Below are 16,026 nucleotides of genomic sequence, written 5' to 3'. Positions count from 1 at the left end.
CCCGCACGCCCGCTCTCCTCCACGACTCCGCACCGGCACCGCTGCGCGCCGGCCTTCCAAGGTAACCCGTCGGCCGCCCCGCCCCGGCCCGCGGGGGAAACCCGCCCGCTGCGTTACGGGGGCATGGCGGCGGTGACAACGTTCCGTGGCCGGTCCCCGGTGGCGGCTTCGCGTGCTTGTCCGCCGTCGCGGCCGCTCGCTAGCTTCGCCGCATGCCTTTCCCGCGACCTTCCCGCATACCGCTGCCGGGCCCCGCCCGCGTGCCGCTGCCCCGTCCCTCCCGCACGCGTCCCGCGCTGCTCGCCGCGGGCGGCGCGGCGCTGCTCGCGCTGACCGCCACCGTTCCCTCGGCCGCCGCGCCCGTACGGCCGGACCGGGCCGGCGCCGGTCCGGTGGTGCTCGACTGGTACGACGTCACGGCGCGGACCGTCGCCGCGACGGCCGCCCCGACGCAGATCACCAACAGCCGCACCTGGGCCGTCGGCTGGACGGCCGCCGCCCGCGCCGCCCACGAGGCCCCCGGCGGCGGAGCGTCCCGGGACCGGTTCCAGGACGCGGCCGTCGCCTCCGCCGTCCACGACGTGCTGGTCGTCCTCGCCCCCTCCCGCAAGGACGACCTCGACACTGCCCTCGCCGCCACCCTCGCCGGGATCCCGGACGGCCCGGCCGAGGACCGGGGCGTGGCCGCCGGGGCCCGTCAGGCCAGGGCGGTGCTCGCCGCACGGGCCGGCGACGGCCTCGACCCGGCCTCGTCCAACGCCCCCTTCCCCGTTCCCCCGGCCGCCCCGGGCGTCTGGCAGCCGACGCCGGACGGCTACGCGCCGGCCATCCAGTACGGCAACCGGCTCGCCAGGCCGTTCCTGCTGGAGCGCGCCGACCAGTTCCGCCCGGGCCCGCCGCCCGCGCTGGACTCCGGCCGCTACCGCGCAGACCTGGAGGAGGTGCGGGCGTACGGCGCGGCCGACAGTACGGTGCGCACGCCGCGCCAGACGGAGACCGCGAACTTCTGGTTCAGCGGTTCGCTGACGCTCTACACCGACGCGCTGCGGGTCGCCGTGGCCCGCTCGCACGGCTCGACCGCCGACCGGGCGGCCCTGCTCGCGCTGTTCCACGCGGCGTCGGTCGACACCCAGATCGCGACCTCCGACGCCAAGTACACGTATCTGCGCTGGCGGCCGGTGACGGCCATCCGCACCGGCTCGACCGGCACGGACCCGGCCTGGCGCCCGCTGCACAACACCCCGGCCCACCCCGACTACCCCAGCGGCCACACCACCTACGCGGGCGCCGCGCAGGCCGTGCTGGACGCCCTCGCCGGGCCGGTGACGGAGCCGGTCGAGCTGACCAGCCCGACCGCGCCGGGCGTGCGCCGCACCTACACGGGCTGGGACCAGCTCACCCGGGACAACGTGGACGCCCGGGTGTACTCGGGGATCCACAGCCGCACCGCCGACGAGGCGGGCGCGCGGCTCGGCGAGACGGTCGGTCGGTACGCGCTGAGCCACGCGGACAGGCTGCTGTCCGGCCGCCTCTGACGGCCTGGCCGGGGCTCAGCCCTCGCCGTAGGCCTCGCCGCCGAGCTCGAAGCCGGCGGTCCCGGCGGTGACGTCGTTCAGCCAGGCCCGGAAGGACTCGACGTCCGCCTCGGGGAGGCCGATCTCGATGGAGACGTCCTCCCCGTAGCGCACGTCGAGCACCGCGCGGCCGGTGGAGCGCAGGTCGTTCTGCGTCTTGCCGGCCCGCTGGTGGTCGACCGTGACGGTGGCCAGCCGGTAGCGGCGGCGGGTGACGGTGCCGAGCGCGTCGAGCGCCTCGCCGACCACTCCCCCGTAGGCCCGGATCAGCCCGCCGGCGCCGAGCTTCACGCCGCCGTAGTAGCGGGTGACGACGGCGACGGCGTAGCGGACGTCGCGCCGGGTCAGCATCTGCAGCATGGGCACACCGGCGGTACCGCCCGGCTCCCCGTCGTCGCTGGCCCGCTGGACGGAGGCGTCGGCGCCGATCACGTAGGCGAAGCAGTTGTGCGTGGCGGTGGGGTGCTCCCTGCGGATGCGCGCGATGAAGTCCTGCGCCTCCTGCTCGGTCGCGGCGGGCGCGAGCGAGCACAGGAAGCGCGAGCGGTTGATCTCGGACTCGTGCGATCCCTCACGGGCCACCGTCTCGTACTGGTCTGCCTTCACCGCTCCACCCTAATCCGTGGTTAAGAGCGGTCCGGCCGGAGGAGAACAGGCGGGCCGTTCGAGCGCCGGGGCCGTCACATCTGTCTCCACCCAGCTTGCGAGGCCTTCCCGTAGATCGGTGGACGGCCCTGGCGCTCTGGGTGGCGGCGGTCGGGTGGGGGTCGAGGCGACGCCTTCCGTAAGCCGGGCATGCGATGCCTTCACGGAGATCGTGCGGGTCTCGGCGCCTCCCCAGCCCCGCCACCTTGACGGGTGTTGGCGCCGACGGGTGCCGGACGGATGTCTTCTCATCACCAGGCCGCTCAGGCCTTTGCCCAGAGGGACGCGTCCGGCACCTTCGGACCGAGGCCCGTGGGGTGAGCTGGTGCCACGAACAGCTACTGAGGTGGCGGACCGACCCTCGCGTCGAGTCCTGGGATTAGGTCGCTGCGTGGTCCCGCATGAGCTCGTGACCAGTACAAGCACCCGCTTATCGGGAGGGGAAAGATCTTGATCTACTGCGGCATCGACTGGGCGGAACGCACACACGACGTCGCCTGGTCGACGACAGAGGCGAGTTACTGGCCAAGCGGCACATCACCGATGACGCCGCTGGCTACAAGATCCTGCTGGATCTGCTCGCCGAGTACGGCGACACGGAGGAATCCCCGATCCCGGTCGCGATCGAGACATCACGGGGCTTGCTGGTCGCGGTGCTGCGGACCGGCAAGCGGCAGGTGTTCGCGATCAACCCGATGGCCGCCGCCCGCTACCGCGACCGTCACTCCGTCTCACGCAAGAAGTCAGACCCGGGCGACGCCCTGGTCCTGGCCAACGTGCTGCGGACCGATATGCACGCCCACCGGCCGCTTCCAAGGACAGCGACCTGGCCCGCGCCCTCGCTGTCCTCGCACGCGCCCAGCAGGACGTCACGTGGAACCGGCAGCAGATCTCCAACCAGCTCCGATCACTGCTGCGCGAGTACTACCCGGCCGCTCTCACCGCCTTCGAACCCTGGAAGAACGGGCTCTGCCGGCCCGAGGCCCACGAGCTCCTAAAGGCAGCCCCGACGCCGGCCAAGGCAGCTCGGCTTACCCGCACACAGTTACAGGCCGCGCTCAAGCGGGCCGGTCGCCAGCGGGGCATGGCAACCGAGGCCGAGCGGCTCCGCGACATCTTCCGGGCCGACTGCGCCCACCAGCCGCAGCCCGTCGAGGATGCACTCGGCAAGCAGATGCTCGCCCTCCTGGTTCAGCTGGAGGCCGCCTGCACAGCAGCCGACAACCTCGCCGAGGCGGTCGAAGAAGCATTCCCTCAGCACCCGGACGCTGAGATCATCCTCAGCTTCCCCGGCCTCGGCACCCAGCTCGGCGCCCGGGTCCTCGCCGAGATCGGAGACGATCGACAGCGGTTCGCCAACGCCCGCGGCCTGAAGGCCTACGCCGGCGCCTCGCCCATCACACGGGCTTCAGGCAAGAAGTCGAGCATCACCCGACGCTGGGTGAAGAACGACCGCCTCAACCACGCCGGATACCTCTGGGCGTTCTCCGCGATCACCGCCTCGCCCGGCGCCAAAGCCCACTACCGGCGGCGACGTGATGATCACGCTGACTGGCACGCTGCCGCACAGCGCAACCTGTTCAACCGCATGGTTGGCCAGCTCTACCACTGCCTCCAGCAGGACCAGCAGTATGACGAGGAGCTGGCCTTCCCACCCCCACCTGCCGAGATGGGCACAGCAGCCGCCTAGCCAGGGGCTGCTTGCTGGTCCGGGGACCTCACCCAGGGGGCGAAGCGCTGATCCGGGCCTGCGTCCTCGCGCCAATACCGCAGGACGGATTCCTGGACGACATCGAACCGCTCAGCTGCGATCAGGCACGAGACCGGCTCCTGCCCGCCCGCGTCGGCCTCGAAGGCGACCACGACGGGCGGCCTTTCGCCGACCTGACGCGTGACTCTGAGGAGCTCGTCCGCCGTCGGTGCACGGAAGATCGGATCGTAGAACACCGACGGGCAGCAGACGAAGAACGGATCGCCGAAGACCAATTCCAGGCCGTGGTGGTACGAGAGGTCGTAGCCGGCAGCAAGCCTGAGCTGCCCGCTGTTCCAGGCGACCACGTCCCACTCCCACCAGGACCCTTCAGGGAGCTGGATCGCAGCATGCGCTCCGTCGATGTCCACCCACGTCCCCCTTGCCCGTTCGAACAGATCGACAGGCTACACAGCGGCTATGACCGTGCGGCTTGACGAGTTAGGGCCCTGAGGTGTCTACGGGGAATCGGACAGGTGTCCCTTTCGTTGAGCTGGCGGAGCACCCATCAGACCCGGCAGCAGCAGGAGGCGGCGTACGTGTACGGCGACCAGGCGACCATCCGCAGGATCCTCACCGAGCTCGGCGACACCTGGGCGGTGGTCGGGCTGTCCAACAACGAGGACCGGGCCGCCTACGGCGTGGCCCGGGTGCTCCAGCGGTTCGGCAAGCGGGTGGTTCCCGTCCATCCGAAGGCGGAGACGGTGCACGGCGAGCCGGGCTACCCCTCTCTGGAGGCCATCCCCTTCAAGGTGGACGTGGTGGACGTCTTCGTGAACAGCAGGCTCGCCGGTGAGGTCGCCGACCAGGCCGTCGCCGCCGGGGCCGAGGCCGTCTGGTTCCAGCTGAACGTGGTCGACGAGGCCGCCTTCGCCCGTACCCGCGAGGCCGGGGTGGAGATGGTCATGGACCGCTGCCCCGCCATCGAGATACCGGCGCTCTAACGGCCCCCGGCGCCCGTCAGCGGTGGCCGTCGGCCCCCTGGACGGGCGGGATGGAAACGGCCATCGTCATCTCCATCGGCACGGCGCCCTCGTTGCGGTAGGCGTGCGGGACGTTCGCCTCGAAGGAGACGGCCCCGCCCGCCGGTACCACGTGCCGGGCGTCGGCGATCTCCAGCGTCAGTTCCCCGGCCGTGACGTGCAGCATCTCGAAGGTTCCGGCCGGGTGCGGGTCGGAGGCCGTGCCGTCGCCGGCCTCCAGCCGGTAGTTCCACATCTCCACCGGCCCGCGCCGGTCGTCGCCGAGCAGCATCCGTGCCTCGCTGCCCAGGCCACTGGACCACATCCGCACCCCCTGCCCCGGCGGCACCACGTGCACCTGCGGGCTGCGGTCGTGGTCGAGCAGGGTGGTGATGCTCACGCCCAGGGCGTCGGCGAGTTTGACCGTGGTGCCGACGCTGGGGTTCGTACGGGCCTGCTCGATCTGGATGATCATGCCGCGGCTGACCCCCGCGCGGGCCGCGAGCGCGTCCAGGGTGAACCCGCGCTCCCCGCGCCACCGCTTGAGGTTCCGGGCGAGCGCCTGGGTGAGCTGTTCGAGATCCGACACCATTCCGTCCAATATTTTGGATGACACAGTTCAACAGACTGAACTAACCTGCGGTGTAATCGATGCTGCACTCCACCGTTCACTGAACTGTACTGCGAGGTCCTGTCATGACCGCCCTCTTCGCCCTGGCCACAGCCGTGCTGTGGGGCCTCGCCGACTTCGGCGGCGGGCTGCTGACGCGCCGCCTGCCGGCGCTCACCGTGGTCGTGGTCTCGCAGATCGCCGCGGTCCTCGTACTCGGCTCCGTCGTCCTCGCCACGGGCGCCTGGCACGAGGCCGGGCCGCAGCTGTGGTTCGCGGTGGCGGCCGGCCTGGTCGGACCGGCCGCGATGCTCAGCTTCTACAAGGCGCTGGCGCTCGGCCCGATGGGCGTCGTCTCGCCGCTGGGCTCGGTCGGCGTGGTCGTACCGGTCGCGGTCGGGCTGGTCCTGGGCGAACGCCCCGGCCCCGGCCAGTTCGCGGGCATCGCGGTGGCCGTCGTCGGCATCGTCCTGGCGGGCGGGCCCGAGCTGCGCGGCGCGCCCGTGCAGCGGCAGGCGGTGGTCCTGACCCTGGTCGCGGCCTTCGGCTTCGGCGCCGTGATGGCCCTGATCTCGCAGGCCTCCACCACCGTCACCGGGCTGTTCCTGGCCCTCCTCGTCCAGCGCGTCACCAACATCGCCGTCGGCGGGGCCGCCCTGTGGGCGCAGACCCGGCGCGGGGTCCCGGCCCTGCCGGAGGGCACCGGCCCGCGCGTCCTGTGGGGCCTGCTGCCCGCGCTGGTCTTCGTCGGCCTCGCGGACGTCGCGGCCAACGGCACCTATTCGCTCGCCGCCCAGAACGGCCCCGTCACGGTGGCCGCCGTGCTCTCCTCGCTCTACCCGGTGATCACCGCCCTCGCCGCCTTCGCCGTGCTCAAGGAGCGGCTGCGCAGCGTCCAGGCGGCCGGCGCCGGCCTGGCCCTGGCGGGCACGGTCCTGCTCGCGGCGGGCTGAGCCGGCCCGACCCGAAAGAGCGGGCTGAGCCGACCCGACCCGAAAGAGACGGCCTACGGGGCCCGCTCGGCCTCCGCCAGCGCGGCCAGTCCGCGCAGCTGCTCGGAGGTCACCCCGTCGGGGACCGGCACCGGCGCCGGGGTGCGCAGGGGCGGCTGCCAGCCCGTCTCCGGCTCCCAGCGGCGTACGATCCGCGCCGGCGCCCCCGCCACCACCGCGTGGTCCGGCACCTCGCCCCGTACGACGGCCCCCGCGGCCACCACGACGTTGCGGCCCAGCTTCGCCCCGGGCAGGATCACCGCCCCCGTGCCCAGCCAGCAGCCCGGCCCGATCTCCACCGGGGCACTGCGGGGCCACTGCTTGCCGACGGGCTCGTGCGGGTCGTCGTAGCTGTGGTTGGTGGAGGTGATGTAGACGCCGGGCCCGCAGAAGGTGTCGTTGCCGATGGTGATGGGGGCGTCGGCGATGACGTGGCTGCCCCGGCCGAGGACCACGCCGTTGCCCAGGACGAGCACCGGGTCGGGGCCGAGGTCGAGGTCCGGCATCATCCCGGCGGTCAGGGTGACCTGCTCGGCGATGATGCAGTGCCCGCCCATGCGGATCCAGCGCTCGCCGAAGACGGTGCCCTGCGGGAAGGCGAGCCGGGTGCCGTCGCCGATCGCGCCGAAGCGCAGCCGGCCCGGGTTCTGCGCGGTGACCGCCCCGGCCTGCTGCATCCAGCGCCAGCCCGCGTGGACCGCGCGGCTGGCGAGGCGGCGGCGCAGGGCCGCCAGAGATGAGAACGTGTTCTGGTTCTTCGGCACCCGGCCACGGTAGTGGCCCGCGCGCCGGACGTCCGGACCGCGTTCCTGTGATCTTCACCCCATCGCCGCCCCCGGGCGCGCCGTGCCCTACGGTGCCGGTAGCGCGGCATCCGGAAACAGAGGGAACGATCATGACGAACCAGACGGACCAGGGCTTCGGCCAGAGCCACGGAGCCCTCATCGCGGGCGTGGGCGACCGGCGGCCGTCCGTGGACCCGACGGCCTTCACCGCCCCGACCTCGGTCGTGGTCGGCGACGTCACCCTGGCCGCGGGCTCCAGCATCTGGTACTCGGCGGTGCTGCGCGGCGACTGCGGCCCGATCACGCTCGGCGCGGACAGCAACGTCCAGGACAACTGCACGCTGCACGTGGACCCCGGCTTCCCGGTGTCCATCGGCGAGCGGGTCTCGATCGGCCACAACGCCGTCGTGCACGGCTGCACCGTGGAGGACGACTGCCTGATCGGGATGGGCGCGACCGTACTGAACGGGGCCGTGATCGGCGCCGGCTCGCTGGTGGCCGCGCAGGCCCTGGTCCCGCAGGGGATGGTGGTCCCGCCCGGCTCCCTGGTGGCGGGCGTGCCGGCCAAGGTGCGGCGGGAGCTCACGGCCGAGGAGCGCGAGCACATCAAGGTCAACGCCGCCATGTACACGGAGCTGGCCGGGCAGCACCGCGCCTCGGTCACCCCGGGGTCCTGAACGCCCTGACCCGGATGCCCCCGGGGCCACCGCCCCGGGGGACGGGAACTCAGTCCGCGGCGCCCGCGGGGGCGGTCACGCGCTGCGCCTCCTCCTCGCGGGCGGCGGCCGCCGCCTTCTTCATCCGGGCGCGCACCACCAGCGTGACGACGAGCCCGATCAGCAGGGCCACCACCAGGGCCAGCCAGGAGAACCGCTTCAGCCACGGCTCCGCGACGATCCCGACCGTGTAGATGACCGCGGTGGTGCCGCCGGCCCAGAGGATGCCGCCGAGGACGTTGGCGATGAGGAACCGCCAGTAGGGCATGCGCAGCACGCCCGCCAGCGGCCCGGCGAAGATCCGCAGCAGGGCCACGAACCGGCCGAAGAACACGGCCCACATGCCCCACCGGTCGAAGGAGCGCTCCGCCACGGCCACTTGGTCGGGCCCGAAGTGCTTCGGGAAACGCCGTCCCAGCTTCTCCAGCAGCGGCTTGCCGCCGCGGCGCCCGATCGCGTACCCGATGGAGTCGCCGACGATCGCGCCCGCGATCGCGCACAGACCCAGCACCACGGGGTCGATGTGCCCGTGCTGCGAGGCCAGCAGGGCCGCGCTCACGAGGATGATCTCCCCCGGCAGCGGGATGCCCAGGCTCTCCAGTCCGATGACCAGACCCACCAGGAGATAGACACTGATCGCCGGAATCGTCTCCAGCCATTCCTGGACGTGCACCGGTTCGCCCTCCCTCGTCGTCACCGGCGAGCCCCGGGGCACGCCGAACGAGCAGCCTATCCGCTCCCCCGCCACAGGCTGCCCTCAGCACGCGTTCCCCGGGCGAACAGCCGGGTCGGCCAGGGGGAGGGCGGCGCCCTGGTGAGACATCCGTCACACTCCCCCGCAGGCCGGCCGTTACGCGTTCGGGCGCAGCGTCCAGACGACGGTCATCTCGCCCGTGACGGCCTCGTCCTCGCGCTGGATGGCGATGGTGACGGGGAACTCGGGGCGGCCGCCGGCGTCGAGCTCGGCGACGATCTCGGAGGCGGGGCGGCCGAGGGTGGCGGTGGCCGTGACGACGCCCTTGGCGAGCTTCTTGTAGCCGATCTCGGCCCTGACGGCCAGCGGCACCGCGCGCGAGAGCTGGTCACCGAAGGCGGCCAGGACGATCGCGCCGCTCGCGGACTCGGCCAGGGTGAACATCGCGCCGGCGTGCGGGCCGCCGACGTGGTTGTGGAAGGCCGGCTGGTCCGGGAGGCGGACGACGGCGCGCTCCGGAGTGGTCTCCAGGAACTGGAGGTTGAGGGTTGCGGCCATCGGCACGGTCTTCGCGAGCAGTTCGCCCACGTTCATCTGTTCTGCGCTCATGGCACGCGATGTTACCCGCCAGTAGATGAAGTTGACCAGAGTCCGCGAGGGGGCGGACGTGGCTCCGGCAGGCCACTCCCACTATGGTTACCGGCCATGTGGCCAGGACAGCAGCAGCCGCCCGGGGGACAGCAGGGCCCCCAGGACGCGCAACAGAACCCGTACCAGCAGCAGCCGGGACAGCCGAACCCGTACCAGCAGCAGCCCCAGCCGGGATTCGGTCAGCAGCAGCCCGGCTACGGCTACCCACAGGCGGGCGGTTACCAGACCCCGCCGCCGGTCCAGCCGTGGGGGCAGCCCACCCCCCAGCCGCCCGCACCCCGAACGTCCGGCGGGAGCCCGTTCTCGACGAAGACCGTGGCCATCGTGGCGGCCTCGGCGGTCGTCGTGACGGCGGCCGCGACCGCCGCGTTCGTCCTGACCCGGGACGACAAGGGCAGCAACCAGGCGAACGACAAGCCAGCCGCGGCCTCCTCCGCCCCCGTCACCTCGGCGGCTCCGCCGGCCCCGAGCGGCAACCCGCGCGGCGGCGGCGACCTCAAGCCCGTGATCCCGGGCTGGAAGGTGGTCATCAACCCGAAGCACGGCACCGCCTTCGACGTCCCGCCGGAGTGGAACGTGGCGGGCTCCGGTGTGATCGCCGGCTTCGAGGACTCCAAGAAGGGCGACGGCTCCCCCCTCGTCACCTTCTCCGCACCCGCCTTCCTCAAGGAGGACTGGTGCAAGGTGGACTCCAACAAGGACGGCAAGGAGGAGAGCACCGGTCTGGCCGGCAGCGGCACCAAGGGCGGCCAGGGCGCCAAGGACACCGCCGGGGCCGCGCACAGCGAAGCGGGCACATGGGTGTTCGCCGCCTTCTCGCAGAAGCTGCCCGAGGACCGGGTCAAGATCTCCGAGTCCAAGGAGTACACGACCCTCTCCGGCCTCAAGGGGCACTACGCGACCGCGACCGTGAGCGACATCCCCAAGGAGAACAAGTGCACCTCGGACGGCAAGAGCATCGCCTTCAGCTTCCGCAACTCCAAGGGTGACTTCGCCAGCTGGGTCCTGTGGAGCGCCGCCGGGGTCCCCGGCGAGGTGGACCAGGCCACCCAAGAGAAGATCATGAGCTCGGTCCGCCTCGCCGGCAACTGACCTCACGCACCACCTCATCCCCCCCCCGGGTCGATTATCCGATTTCCTCTTATTCGTTTGGATTCTCGGCCCGGGGCAGGGATAGTCCCCGGGTGAGCTCTCCCCCCACCCGCGCCCCCTCACGCCGCCTCCCCTCCTGGGCGGGGCGCAACTACGCCCTCCTGACCGGCGCCGCGGTCGTGACGAACCTCGGCAGCCACGGAGCGCTCATCGCCTCCGCCTTCGCCGTCATGGAGGCGGGCGGCTCCGGCGGCGACGTCGGCCTGGTCGCGGCCGCCCGTACGCTGCCCCTCGTCCTCTTCCTGCTCGTGGGCGGCGCCCTCGCCGACCGGCTCCCGCGCCACCACGTGATGGTCGCGGCCAACGCCCTCAACTGCCTCTCCCAGGCGGCCTTCGCCGTGCTCGTGCTCACCGGCGACCCGCAGTTGTGGCAGATGATGCTGCTCACCGCGCTCTGCGGCACCGGCACCGCCTTCTTCAACCCGGCCGCCGAGGGCATGCTGCTCTCCAGCGTCTCGGGCGAGCACGCCAACCGCGCGTTCGCGCTCTTCCGGATGGCGATGAACGGCGCGGGCATCGGCGGCGCGGCCCTGGGCGGCGCCCTGATCGCCGCGATCGGCCCCGGCTGGGTCCTCGCGGTGGACGCGGCCGCCTTCGCGGTGGCCGGCGCCCTGCGCGCCTTCCTCGACGTCGGCCACATCGCCGAACGCAGGCCCGGCGGGGGCCTGTTGTCCGACCTCCGCGAGGGCTGGGCGGAGTTCCGCAGCCGGGCCTGGCTGTGGAGCATCGTGCTCCAGTTCTCCGTGGTCGTCGCCGTCGTCGGCGCCGCCGAGGCGGTGTACGGGCCCCTGGTCGCGCGTGACTCCCTGGGCGGGCCGGCCCCCTGGGGCGTGGCCCTGGCCTTCTTCGGCGTGGGCACCATCGCCGGGGCGGTCCTGATGATGCTGTGGAAACCGCGCCGCCTGCTGCTGGTCGGCACCCTGTGCGTGTTCCCGCTGGCCCTGCCCTCGGCGGGACTCGCCGTTCCGCTGCCCGCGTGGGGGCTGTGCGCGGTGATGTTCGTCAGCGGCACCGCCATCGAGGTGTTCGGCGTGAACTGGATGACGACGATGCACCAGGAGATACCGGAGGAGAAGTTCTCCCGGGTCTCCGCCTACGACTGGTTCGGCTCGGTCTCCATGCTCCCCCTGGCCACGGCCCTGGCCGGCCCGGCCGAAACCGCCTTCGGCCGCACCCCGTCCCTGTGGGGCTGCGCGGCGCTGGTGATCGTCCCCACGGCCCTGGTCCTCCTGGTCCCGGAGGTCCGCCACATCACCCGCAAGCCGGTCCCCCCGAAATCCCGCACGGGCGACGCGCCCGCGGCCGAGTCCAGCCCCGCGGGGGCGGAGTCCCGGGGAGCCGTCACCCCAGGCTGAACGCCCCCTCGGGCGGCTCCGGCGAAGCGACGGCGTCCGCGTCCGCCACCACCGCCGCCCCCCGCATGAACCGCCGGAGCCCCTCCCCCGCCTCCACCCGCGCGGGAAACGCGTCACCGGCGCACCGCCGCCCGAGCGCGGCCACCGGCAGCGGAGCGTCCGAGGCCAGCAGCACCGCGTTCCCGAACCGCCGCCCCCGCAGCACCCCCGGCTCGGCGATCAGCGCGAGCTCCCCGAACACGGCCGCGAAATTGGCCAGCTGGGCCTTCAGGAAGCCGAACGGCGCCCCGTCGGCCAGGTTCGCCGCGTAGATGCCGCCGGGCCTCAGCACCCGCGCCGCCTCCCGCGCGTACTCGACCGAGGTCAGCTGGGCCGGCACCCGGGAGCCCCCGAACACATCGGCGACCAGGACGTCCGCGCTCGCTTCCGGGGCCCGCTCCAGCCAGGCCCGGGCGTCGGCGGCGTGCACCTCCACCCGCGCTCCCGCGTCCAGCGGCAGGTGCTCCGCCACCAGCTCCACCAGCCCCGCGTCGAACTCGACCACGGTCTGCCGCGACCCCGGCCGGGCCGCGGCGGCGTAGCGGGGCAGGGTCAGCGCGCCGCCGCCCAGGTGGAGCAGGTCCAGGGCCGCACCCGGTTCGGCCGCGCAGTCCAGTACGTGCGCGAGGCGGCGTACGTACTCGAACTCCAGGTGCTCGGGCTCGTCGAGGTCCACGTAGGACTGCGGGGCCCCGTTCACGGTGAGCAGCCAGGCCCGCTCCCGGTCCACGTCCGGCATCAGTTTGGCGGTGCCCTGGCCCACTTCCCGGATCACCGGGATCTGTTCGTCGCTCACCCCACCATTGTCGGGCCCGCCGCAGGCCCCTCAGGCCGACGTCCAGACGGCGGCCGCCTCGGCCACGTGCGCGGCGGCCTGGGCCAGCCCCGCCCGGGCCGCGGGGGCCCGCCGGGCGGGGTCGAGGATGTTGCGGCCGAAGGCCTTGCGGGCCTCCGGGGACGAGGCGATCAGCAGCACCCGGGCCCCCTCGGCCCGCAGCCGCTCGGCCTGCTGGACGGGAGAGGGGAGCTTCCCCACGCCGACGGGCAGCGGGGCGAGGATCACCACGCGCCGGTAGCCGGCCGCCAGGTCGGCGTTGACGGCGGAGCGGACGCCGCCGTCAACGTACCGGCGGCCGTCGATGGTGACGGGCGGCCAGACCCCGGGCACGGCGCAGCTCGCCGCGACGGCGTCCACCAGCCCGGCCCCGCGCTCCCGGTCGAAGAGGGCGCTCTCGCCGGTCAGCGCGTCGACGGCGGTGACGACCAGCCGCCGCTCGGGCCACTCGTGCGAGACGAGCCGGGCCGCCAGGACCGCGCGCCGCTCCGCCTCGTCGGGGGTGTCGGCGGCGAGGGCGATGGCGCCGACCCGCCTGCCGTACTCGGCGGCGTCGCGCGAGCGGACCATGGCGAGGACGTACCGGGCGAGCAGGCCCGCGCCGAACTTCGCCGCGATCTCCCCGGCGGGGTCGGCGAGCTGGCGCTCGTACAGTTCGCGCGGGGTGAGCAGCCCGGAGGCGAGCTGCGCGGCGACCACCGAGCCGGCGGAAGTGCCGACGACGAGGTCGGCGCCGGTGAGGTCCACTCCGGCGCGGGCGAGCCCGTAGAGGATCCCGGACTCCCAGCCGACGCCGGTGAGCCCGCCGCCTCCGAGCACCAGTGCCGTGTCGCGTACCGTCTCGCCGCTCATCCCCGCCCGCCCCTCGCTCCCCCCACGGGCCACCCGTGTGGTGACGGCAGTCTGGCAAAGCCGGACCGCCGCCACCACAGCCGGGGCTACCCGAGCACCTCGGTCACCGTCCCCGCGCCGACGGTGCGCCCGCCCTCGCGGATCGCGAAGCCGAGCCCCGCCTCCAGGGGCACGTCCCGGCCCAGCTCGACGGTCATGGTCACCGTCTCACCGGGGCGGGCCACCCCGGCCTCGCCCAGGTCCACGTCGCCGACCACGTCGGCGGTGCGGATGTAGAACTGCGGCCGGTAGCCGGAGGACAGGGCGGTCGTCCGGCCGCCCTCGCGCCCGGAGAGCACGTACACCCGCGCGGTGAAGCGCCGGCGCGGCGCCACGCTGCCGGGCGCGGCGACCACGTGCCCGCGGCGCACCCCGTCGCGGTGCACCCCGCGCAGGAGCAGCGCGACGTTGTCCCCCGCCTCGGCGGACTCCATCGGCTTGCCGAAGGTCTCCAGGCCGGTGACCACGGTCTCCACGACCTCGCCCTCGCCCCCGAGGAGGGCGACGCGGTCTCCGACCCGGACGGTGCCGCGCTCGACGGCGCCGGTCACGACGGTGCCGCGGCCGGTGATGGTGAGGACGTTCTCGACCGGCAACAGGAACGGCGCGTCCGTGTACCGCACGGGCATCGGCACGTACGTGTCCACCGCGTCGAGCAGCGCCTCGACCGCCCCCGTCCAGCGCGGGTCGCCCTCCAGCGCCCCGAGCCCGGAGACCCGCACGACCGGGGCCTCCTCGCCGCCATAGCCGTGCGCGGTGAGCAGCTCGCGGACCTCCAGCTCGACGAGGTCGGTCAGCTCCGGGTCCCCGGCGTCCGCCTTGTTGAGGGCCACCACGATGTGGTCCACCCCGACCTGCCGGGCGAGGAGCACGTGCTCGGCGGTCTGGGGCATGACCCCGTCCAGGGCGGAGACGACGAGGATGGCCCCGTCGAGCTGGGCCGCGCCCGTGACCATGTTCTTGATGTAGTCGGCGTGGCCGGGCATGTCGACGTGGGCGTAGTGGCGGGTGTCGGTCTCGTACTCGACGTGCGTGAGGTTGATGGTGATGCCGCGCCGGGCCTCCTCGGGGGCGCGGTCGATCCGGTCGAACGGCACGAAGGAGGCGCCGCCGCGCTCGGCGAGGACCTTGGTGATGGCGGCGGTGAGGGTGGTCTTGCCGTGGTCGACGTGACCCATGGTGCCGATGTTGAGGTGCGGCTTGGTGCGGGTGAAGGCCGTCTTGGCCATGTCTCTTTCCCGTTGTCTCGAAGCTGGAACGGGACCCCTGGAGCGAACCGACCCTCCCCCTGCGGGGTCCGCCGGACGATCCGGGAAGGGTCAGCTTCGTGCGCCGTCGAACGCGGCGGGTGCCGCTGCGGCGAAGGCCTCTGCCAGGGCGACGGCCGAGGAGGCCGGGACGGCAGCCTTCGGCGCGTCCGCGACTGCGGACGGCGCTGAGGGGAAGGCGTACCGGGACATGCCCCCGATCCTGCCCGAGGGGCCGGGGCGCGTCGAACGATTTACCACGGCGCGACGTACCGCGGCGCGATGTACCGCAGCGCCCCCGCGTCCGCCCGGCTCCGTTCGTCCGGATGAGGTCTGGATTACGGCGGGCTGCCGCTCCGGTCGGTTAATCTCCCCGGATGTCCCTCCTCCTCGCGCCGTGGACGCGGCTGGCGCTGCTCGTCGTGCTGCTCGTGGCGGCCGGGGCCTGCGTCCTGGTCTACGAGCCCCAGCGGTTGCTCTCCCAGGGCTGGCCCCAGGGACTCCCCGCGGGCGCGGCGGTGCTGCTGTTCGCGGGCGCGTACGGGCTGTGCACGGCGGCGTTCGTGCCGCGCCCGCTGCTGAACCTCGCCGCCGGGGCGGTCTTCGGAGCCCAGTCCGGGCTGGTGGCGGCCGTCGCCGGCACGGTGCTCGGCGCCGGGATCTCCTTCGGGCTGGGTCGGGCCATGGGTCAGGAGGCGCTCCGGCCGTACCTGCGCGGGCGCTGGCTGAAGGCGGCCGACGCCCAGCTGAGCCGGCACGGGTTCCGTTCCGTGCTGGCGGTCCGCGTCTTCCCCGGGGTGCCGTTCGCCGCCGCCAACTACCTGGCGGCGGTCTCCCGCTGCGGCTGGTTCCCGTTCCTGCTGGCGACGGCCCTCGGTACGGTGCCCAACACGGCCGCGTACGTGATCGCGGGGGCCAGCGCCTCCTCGCCCGGATCCCCGGCGTTCCTCGTCTCGTTCGCCTTCATCGCCGTCTCCGGAGCGGTCGCCGCGGCGGTCGGCTGGCGCAAGCGGCACCGCCTCGCCGCCCCCGCCGCAGGCGAGCCCGCGGCCGTACACCCCCCTGTGGTCGGAGCCGCTCCCCACGGGCCCTAGCATCGGACCCGAACTGCCCGACGATCACAAGGAC

At 73.3% G+C, this 16,026-nt stretch carries 17 protein-coding genes and 1 pseudogene; 8 read left to right on the top strand and 10 right to left on the bottom strand.

The features are described from left to right. The first annotated feature begins 212 nt into the window (after window positions 1-212). Entirely contained in the window at window positions 213-1,535 is a 1,323-nt protein-coding gene (locus AB0F18_RS10575; protein ID WP_362057258.1) for a vanadium-dependent haloperoxidase, read from the top strand. 15 nt (window positions 1,536-1,550) lie between these two features. On the opposite strand, the gene AB0F18_RS10570 is transcribed toward AB0F18_RS10575, so the two are convergent. After that, a complete protein-coding gene (locus AB0F18_RS10570; RefSeq protein WP_362057255.1) occupies window positions 1,551-2,180 on the bottom strand; it encodes a YigZ family protein in 630 nt (209 codons plus the stop codon). 486 nt (window positions 2,181-2,666) lie between these two features. On the opposite strand from AB0F18_RS10570, the pseudogene AB0F18_RS10565 reads away from it, so the two are divergent. Continuing rightward, window positions 2,667-3,909, top strand: a pseudogene (locus tag AB0F18_RS10565) (IS110 family transposase). Here the strand turns inward: AB0F18_RS10565 and AB0F18_RS10560 are convergent. Beyond that, window positions 3,906-4,340, bottom strand: a complete 435-nt coding sequence (locus AB0F18_RS10560; protein ID WP_362057252.1) for a hypothetical protein — start codon at window positions 4,338-4,340, stop codon at window positions 3,906-3,908. The pseudogene AB0F18_RS10565 and the gene AB0F18_RS10560 overlap by 4 nt on opposite strands. A 168-nt stretch (window positions 4,341-4,508) precedes the next feature. On the opposite strand from AB0F18_RS10560, the gene AB0F18_RS10555 reads away from it, so the two are divergent. Next, the gene (locus AB0F18_RS10555; RefSeq protein WP_362057341.1) at window positions 4,509-4,913 is read left to right on the top strand and encodes a CoA-binding protein; all 405 of its coding nucleotides are present in this window, start codon (window positions 4,509-4,511) and stop codon (window positions 4,911-4,913) included. 16 nt (window positions 4,914-4,929) lie between these two features. Here the strand turns inward: AB0F18_RS10555 and AB0F18_RS10550 are convergent, their stop codons facing one another. After that, window positions 4,930-5,520, bottom strand: coding sequence for an XRE family transcriptional regulator (locus AB0F18_RS10550; RefSeq protein WP_362057338.1), 591 nt, complete (start codon window positions 5,518-5,520; stop codon window positions 4,930-4,932). Between the two features lie 107 nt (window positions 5,521-5,627). Here AB0F18_RS10550 and AB0F18_RS10545 point away from each other — a divergent pair, with 107 nt between their 5' ends. After that, entirely contained in the window at window positions 5,628-6,494 is an 867-nt protein-coding gene (locus AB0F18_RS10545; RefSeq protein ID WP_362057249.1) for a DMT family transporter, read from the top strand. A 53-nt stretch (window positions 6,495-6,547) separates the two neighbouring features. Here the strand turns inward: AB0F18_RS10545 and AB0F18_RS10540 are convergent, their stop codons facing one another. Next, complete coding sequence (locus AB0F18_RS10540) at window positions 6,548-7,297, bottom strand: acyltransferase (protein WP_362057246.1); 750 nt, start codon at window positions 7,295-7,297, stop codon at window positions 6,548-6,550. A gap of 131 nt (window positions 7,298-7,428) precedes the next feature. Here AB0F18_RS10540 and AB0F18_RS10535 point away from each other — a divergent pair, with 131 nt between their 5' ends. Beyond that, window positions 7,429-7,995 (top strand): gamma carbonic anhydrase family protein, encoded by a 567-nt coding sequence (locus AB0F18_RS10535; RefSeq protein ID WP_362057243.1) that lies wholly within the window; start codon window positions 7,429-7,431, stop codon window positions 7,993-7,995. A 49-nt stretch (window positions 7,996-8,044) separates the two neighbouring features. Here AB0F18_RS10535 and AB0F18_RS10530 read toward each other — a convergent pair whose 3' ends face one another. Continuing rightward, window positions 8,045-8,707 (bottom strand): DedA family protein, encoded by a 663-nt coding sequence (locus AB0F18_RS10530; protein ID WP_362057335.1) that lies wholly within the window; start codon window positions 8,705-8,707, stop codon window positions 8,045-8,047. Between the two features lie 177 nt (window positions 8,708-8,884). Further along, window positions 8,885-9,337 carry a DUF4442 domain-containing protein gene (locus AB0F18_RS10525; protein ID WP_362057240.1) on the bottom strand — a complete coding sequence of 151 codons (453 nt, stop codon included), beginning with the start codon at window positions 9,335-9,337 and terminating at the stop codon, window positions 8,885-8,887. 96 nt (window positions 9,338-9,433) lie between these two features. Between AB0F18_RS10525 and AB0F18_RS10520 the strand changes: the two genes are divergently transcribed. Both AB0F18_RS10520 and AB0F18_RS10515 read left to right on the top strand, forming a co-directional pair. Then, window positions 9,434-10,471 carry a hypothetical protein gene (locus AB0F18_RS10520; RefSeq protein ID WP_362057238.1) on the top strand — a complete coding sequence of 346 codons (1,038 nt, stop codon included), beginning with the start codon at window positions 9,434-9,436 and terminating at the stop codon, window positions 10,469-10,471. A gap of 92 nt (window positions 10,472-10,563) precedes the next feature. After that, window positions 10,564-11,886 (top strand): MFS transporter, encoded by a 1,323-nt coding sequence (locus AB0F18_RS10515; RefSeq protein WP_362057235.1) that lies wholly within the window; start codon window positions 10,564-10,566, stop codon window positions 11,884-11,886. Here the strand turns inward: AB0F18_RS10515 and AB0F18_RS10510 are convergent. The 4 genes from AB0F18_RS10510 to AB0F18_RS10495 form a co-directional block, all read right to left on the bottom strand. Then, the gene (locus tag AB0F18_RS10510) at window positions 11,873-12,664 is read right to left on the bottom strand and encodes a fused MFS/spermidine synthase (RefSeq protein ID WP_362057332.1); all 792 of its coding nucleotides are present in this window, start codon (window positions 12,662-12,664) and stop codon (window positions 11,873-11,875) included. The genes AB0F18_RS10515 and AB0F18_RS10510 overlap by 14 nt on opposite strands. Before the next feature lie 87 nt (window positions 12,665-12,751). Then, the gene (locus AB0F18_RS10505; RefSeq protein WP_362057232.1) at window positions 12,752-13,612 is read right to left on the bottom strand and encodes a patatin-like phospholipase family protein; all 861 of its coding nucleotides are present in this window, start codon (window positions 13,610-13,612) and stop codon (window positions 12,752-12,754) included. Between the two features lie 86 nt (window positions 13,613-13,698). Then, complete coding sequence (tuf, locus tag AB0F18_RS10500) at window positions 13,699-14,880, bottom strand: elongation factor Tu (protein WP_362057229.1); 1,182 nt, start codon at window positions 14,878-14,880, stop codon at window positions 13,699-13,701. A 90-nt stretch (window positions 14,881-14,970) separates the two neighbouring features. Continuing rightward, window positions 14,971-15,111 (bottom strand): hypothetical protein, encoded by a 141-nt coding sequence (locus AB0F18_RS10495; protein WP_362057226.1) that lies wholly within the window; start codon window positions 15,109-15,111, stop codon window positions 14,971-14,973. Window positions 15,112-15,275: 164 nt separating this feature from the next. On the opposite strand from AB0F18_RS10495, the gene AB0F18_RS10490 reads away from it, so the two are divergent. Continuing rightward, a complete protein-coding gene (locus tag AB0F18_RS10490; RefSeq protein WP_362057223.1) occupies window positions 15,276-15,992 on the top strand; it encodes a VTT domain-containing protein in 717 nt (238 codons plus the stop codon). Window positions 15,993-16,026: the final 34 nt, after the last annotated feature.

The sequence above is a fragment of the Streptomyces sp. NPDC029216 genome, assembly GCF_040648015.1.
GTDB lineage: Bacteria > Actinomycetota > Actinomycetes > Streptomycetales > Streptomycetaceae > Streptomyces.
Note: the sequence above shows the minus strand (reverse complement) of the source record. Positions and strands in the feature narration are given on the sequence as shown.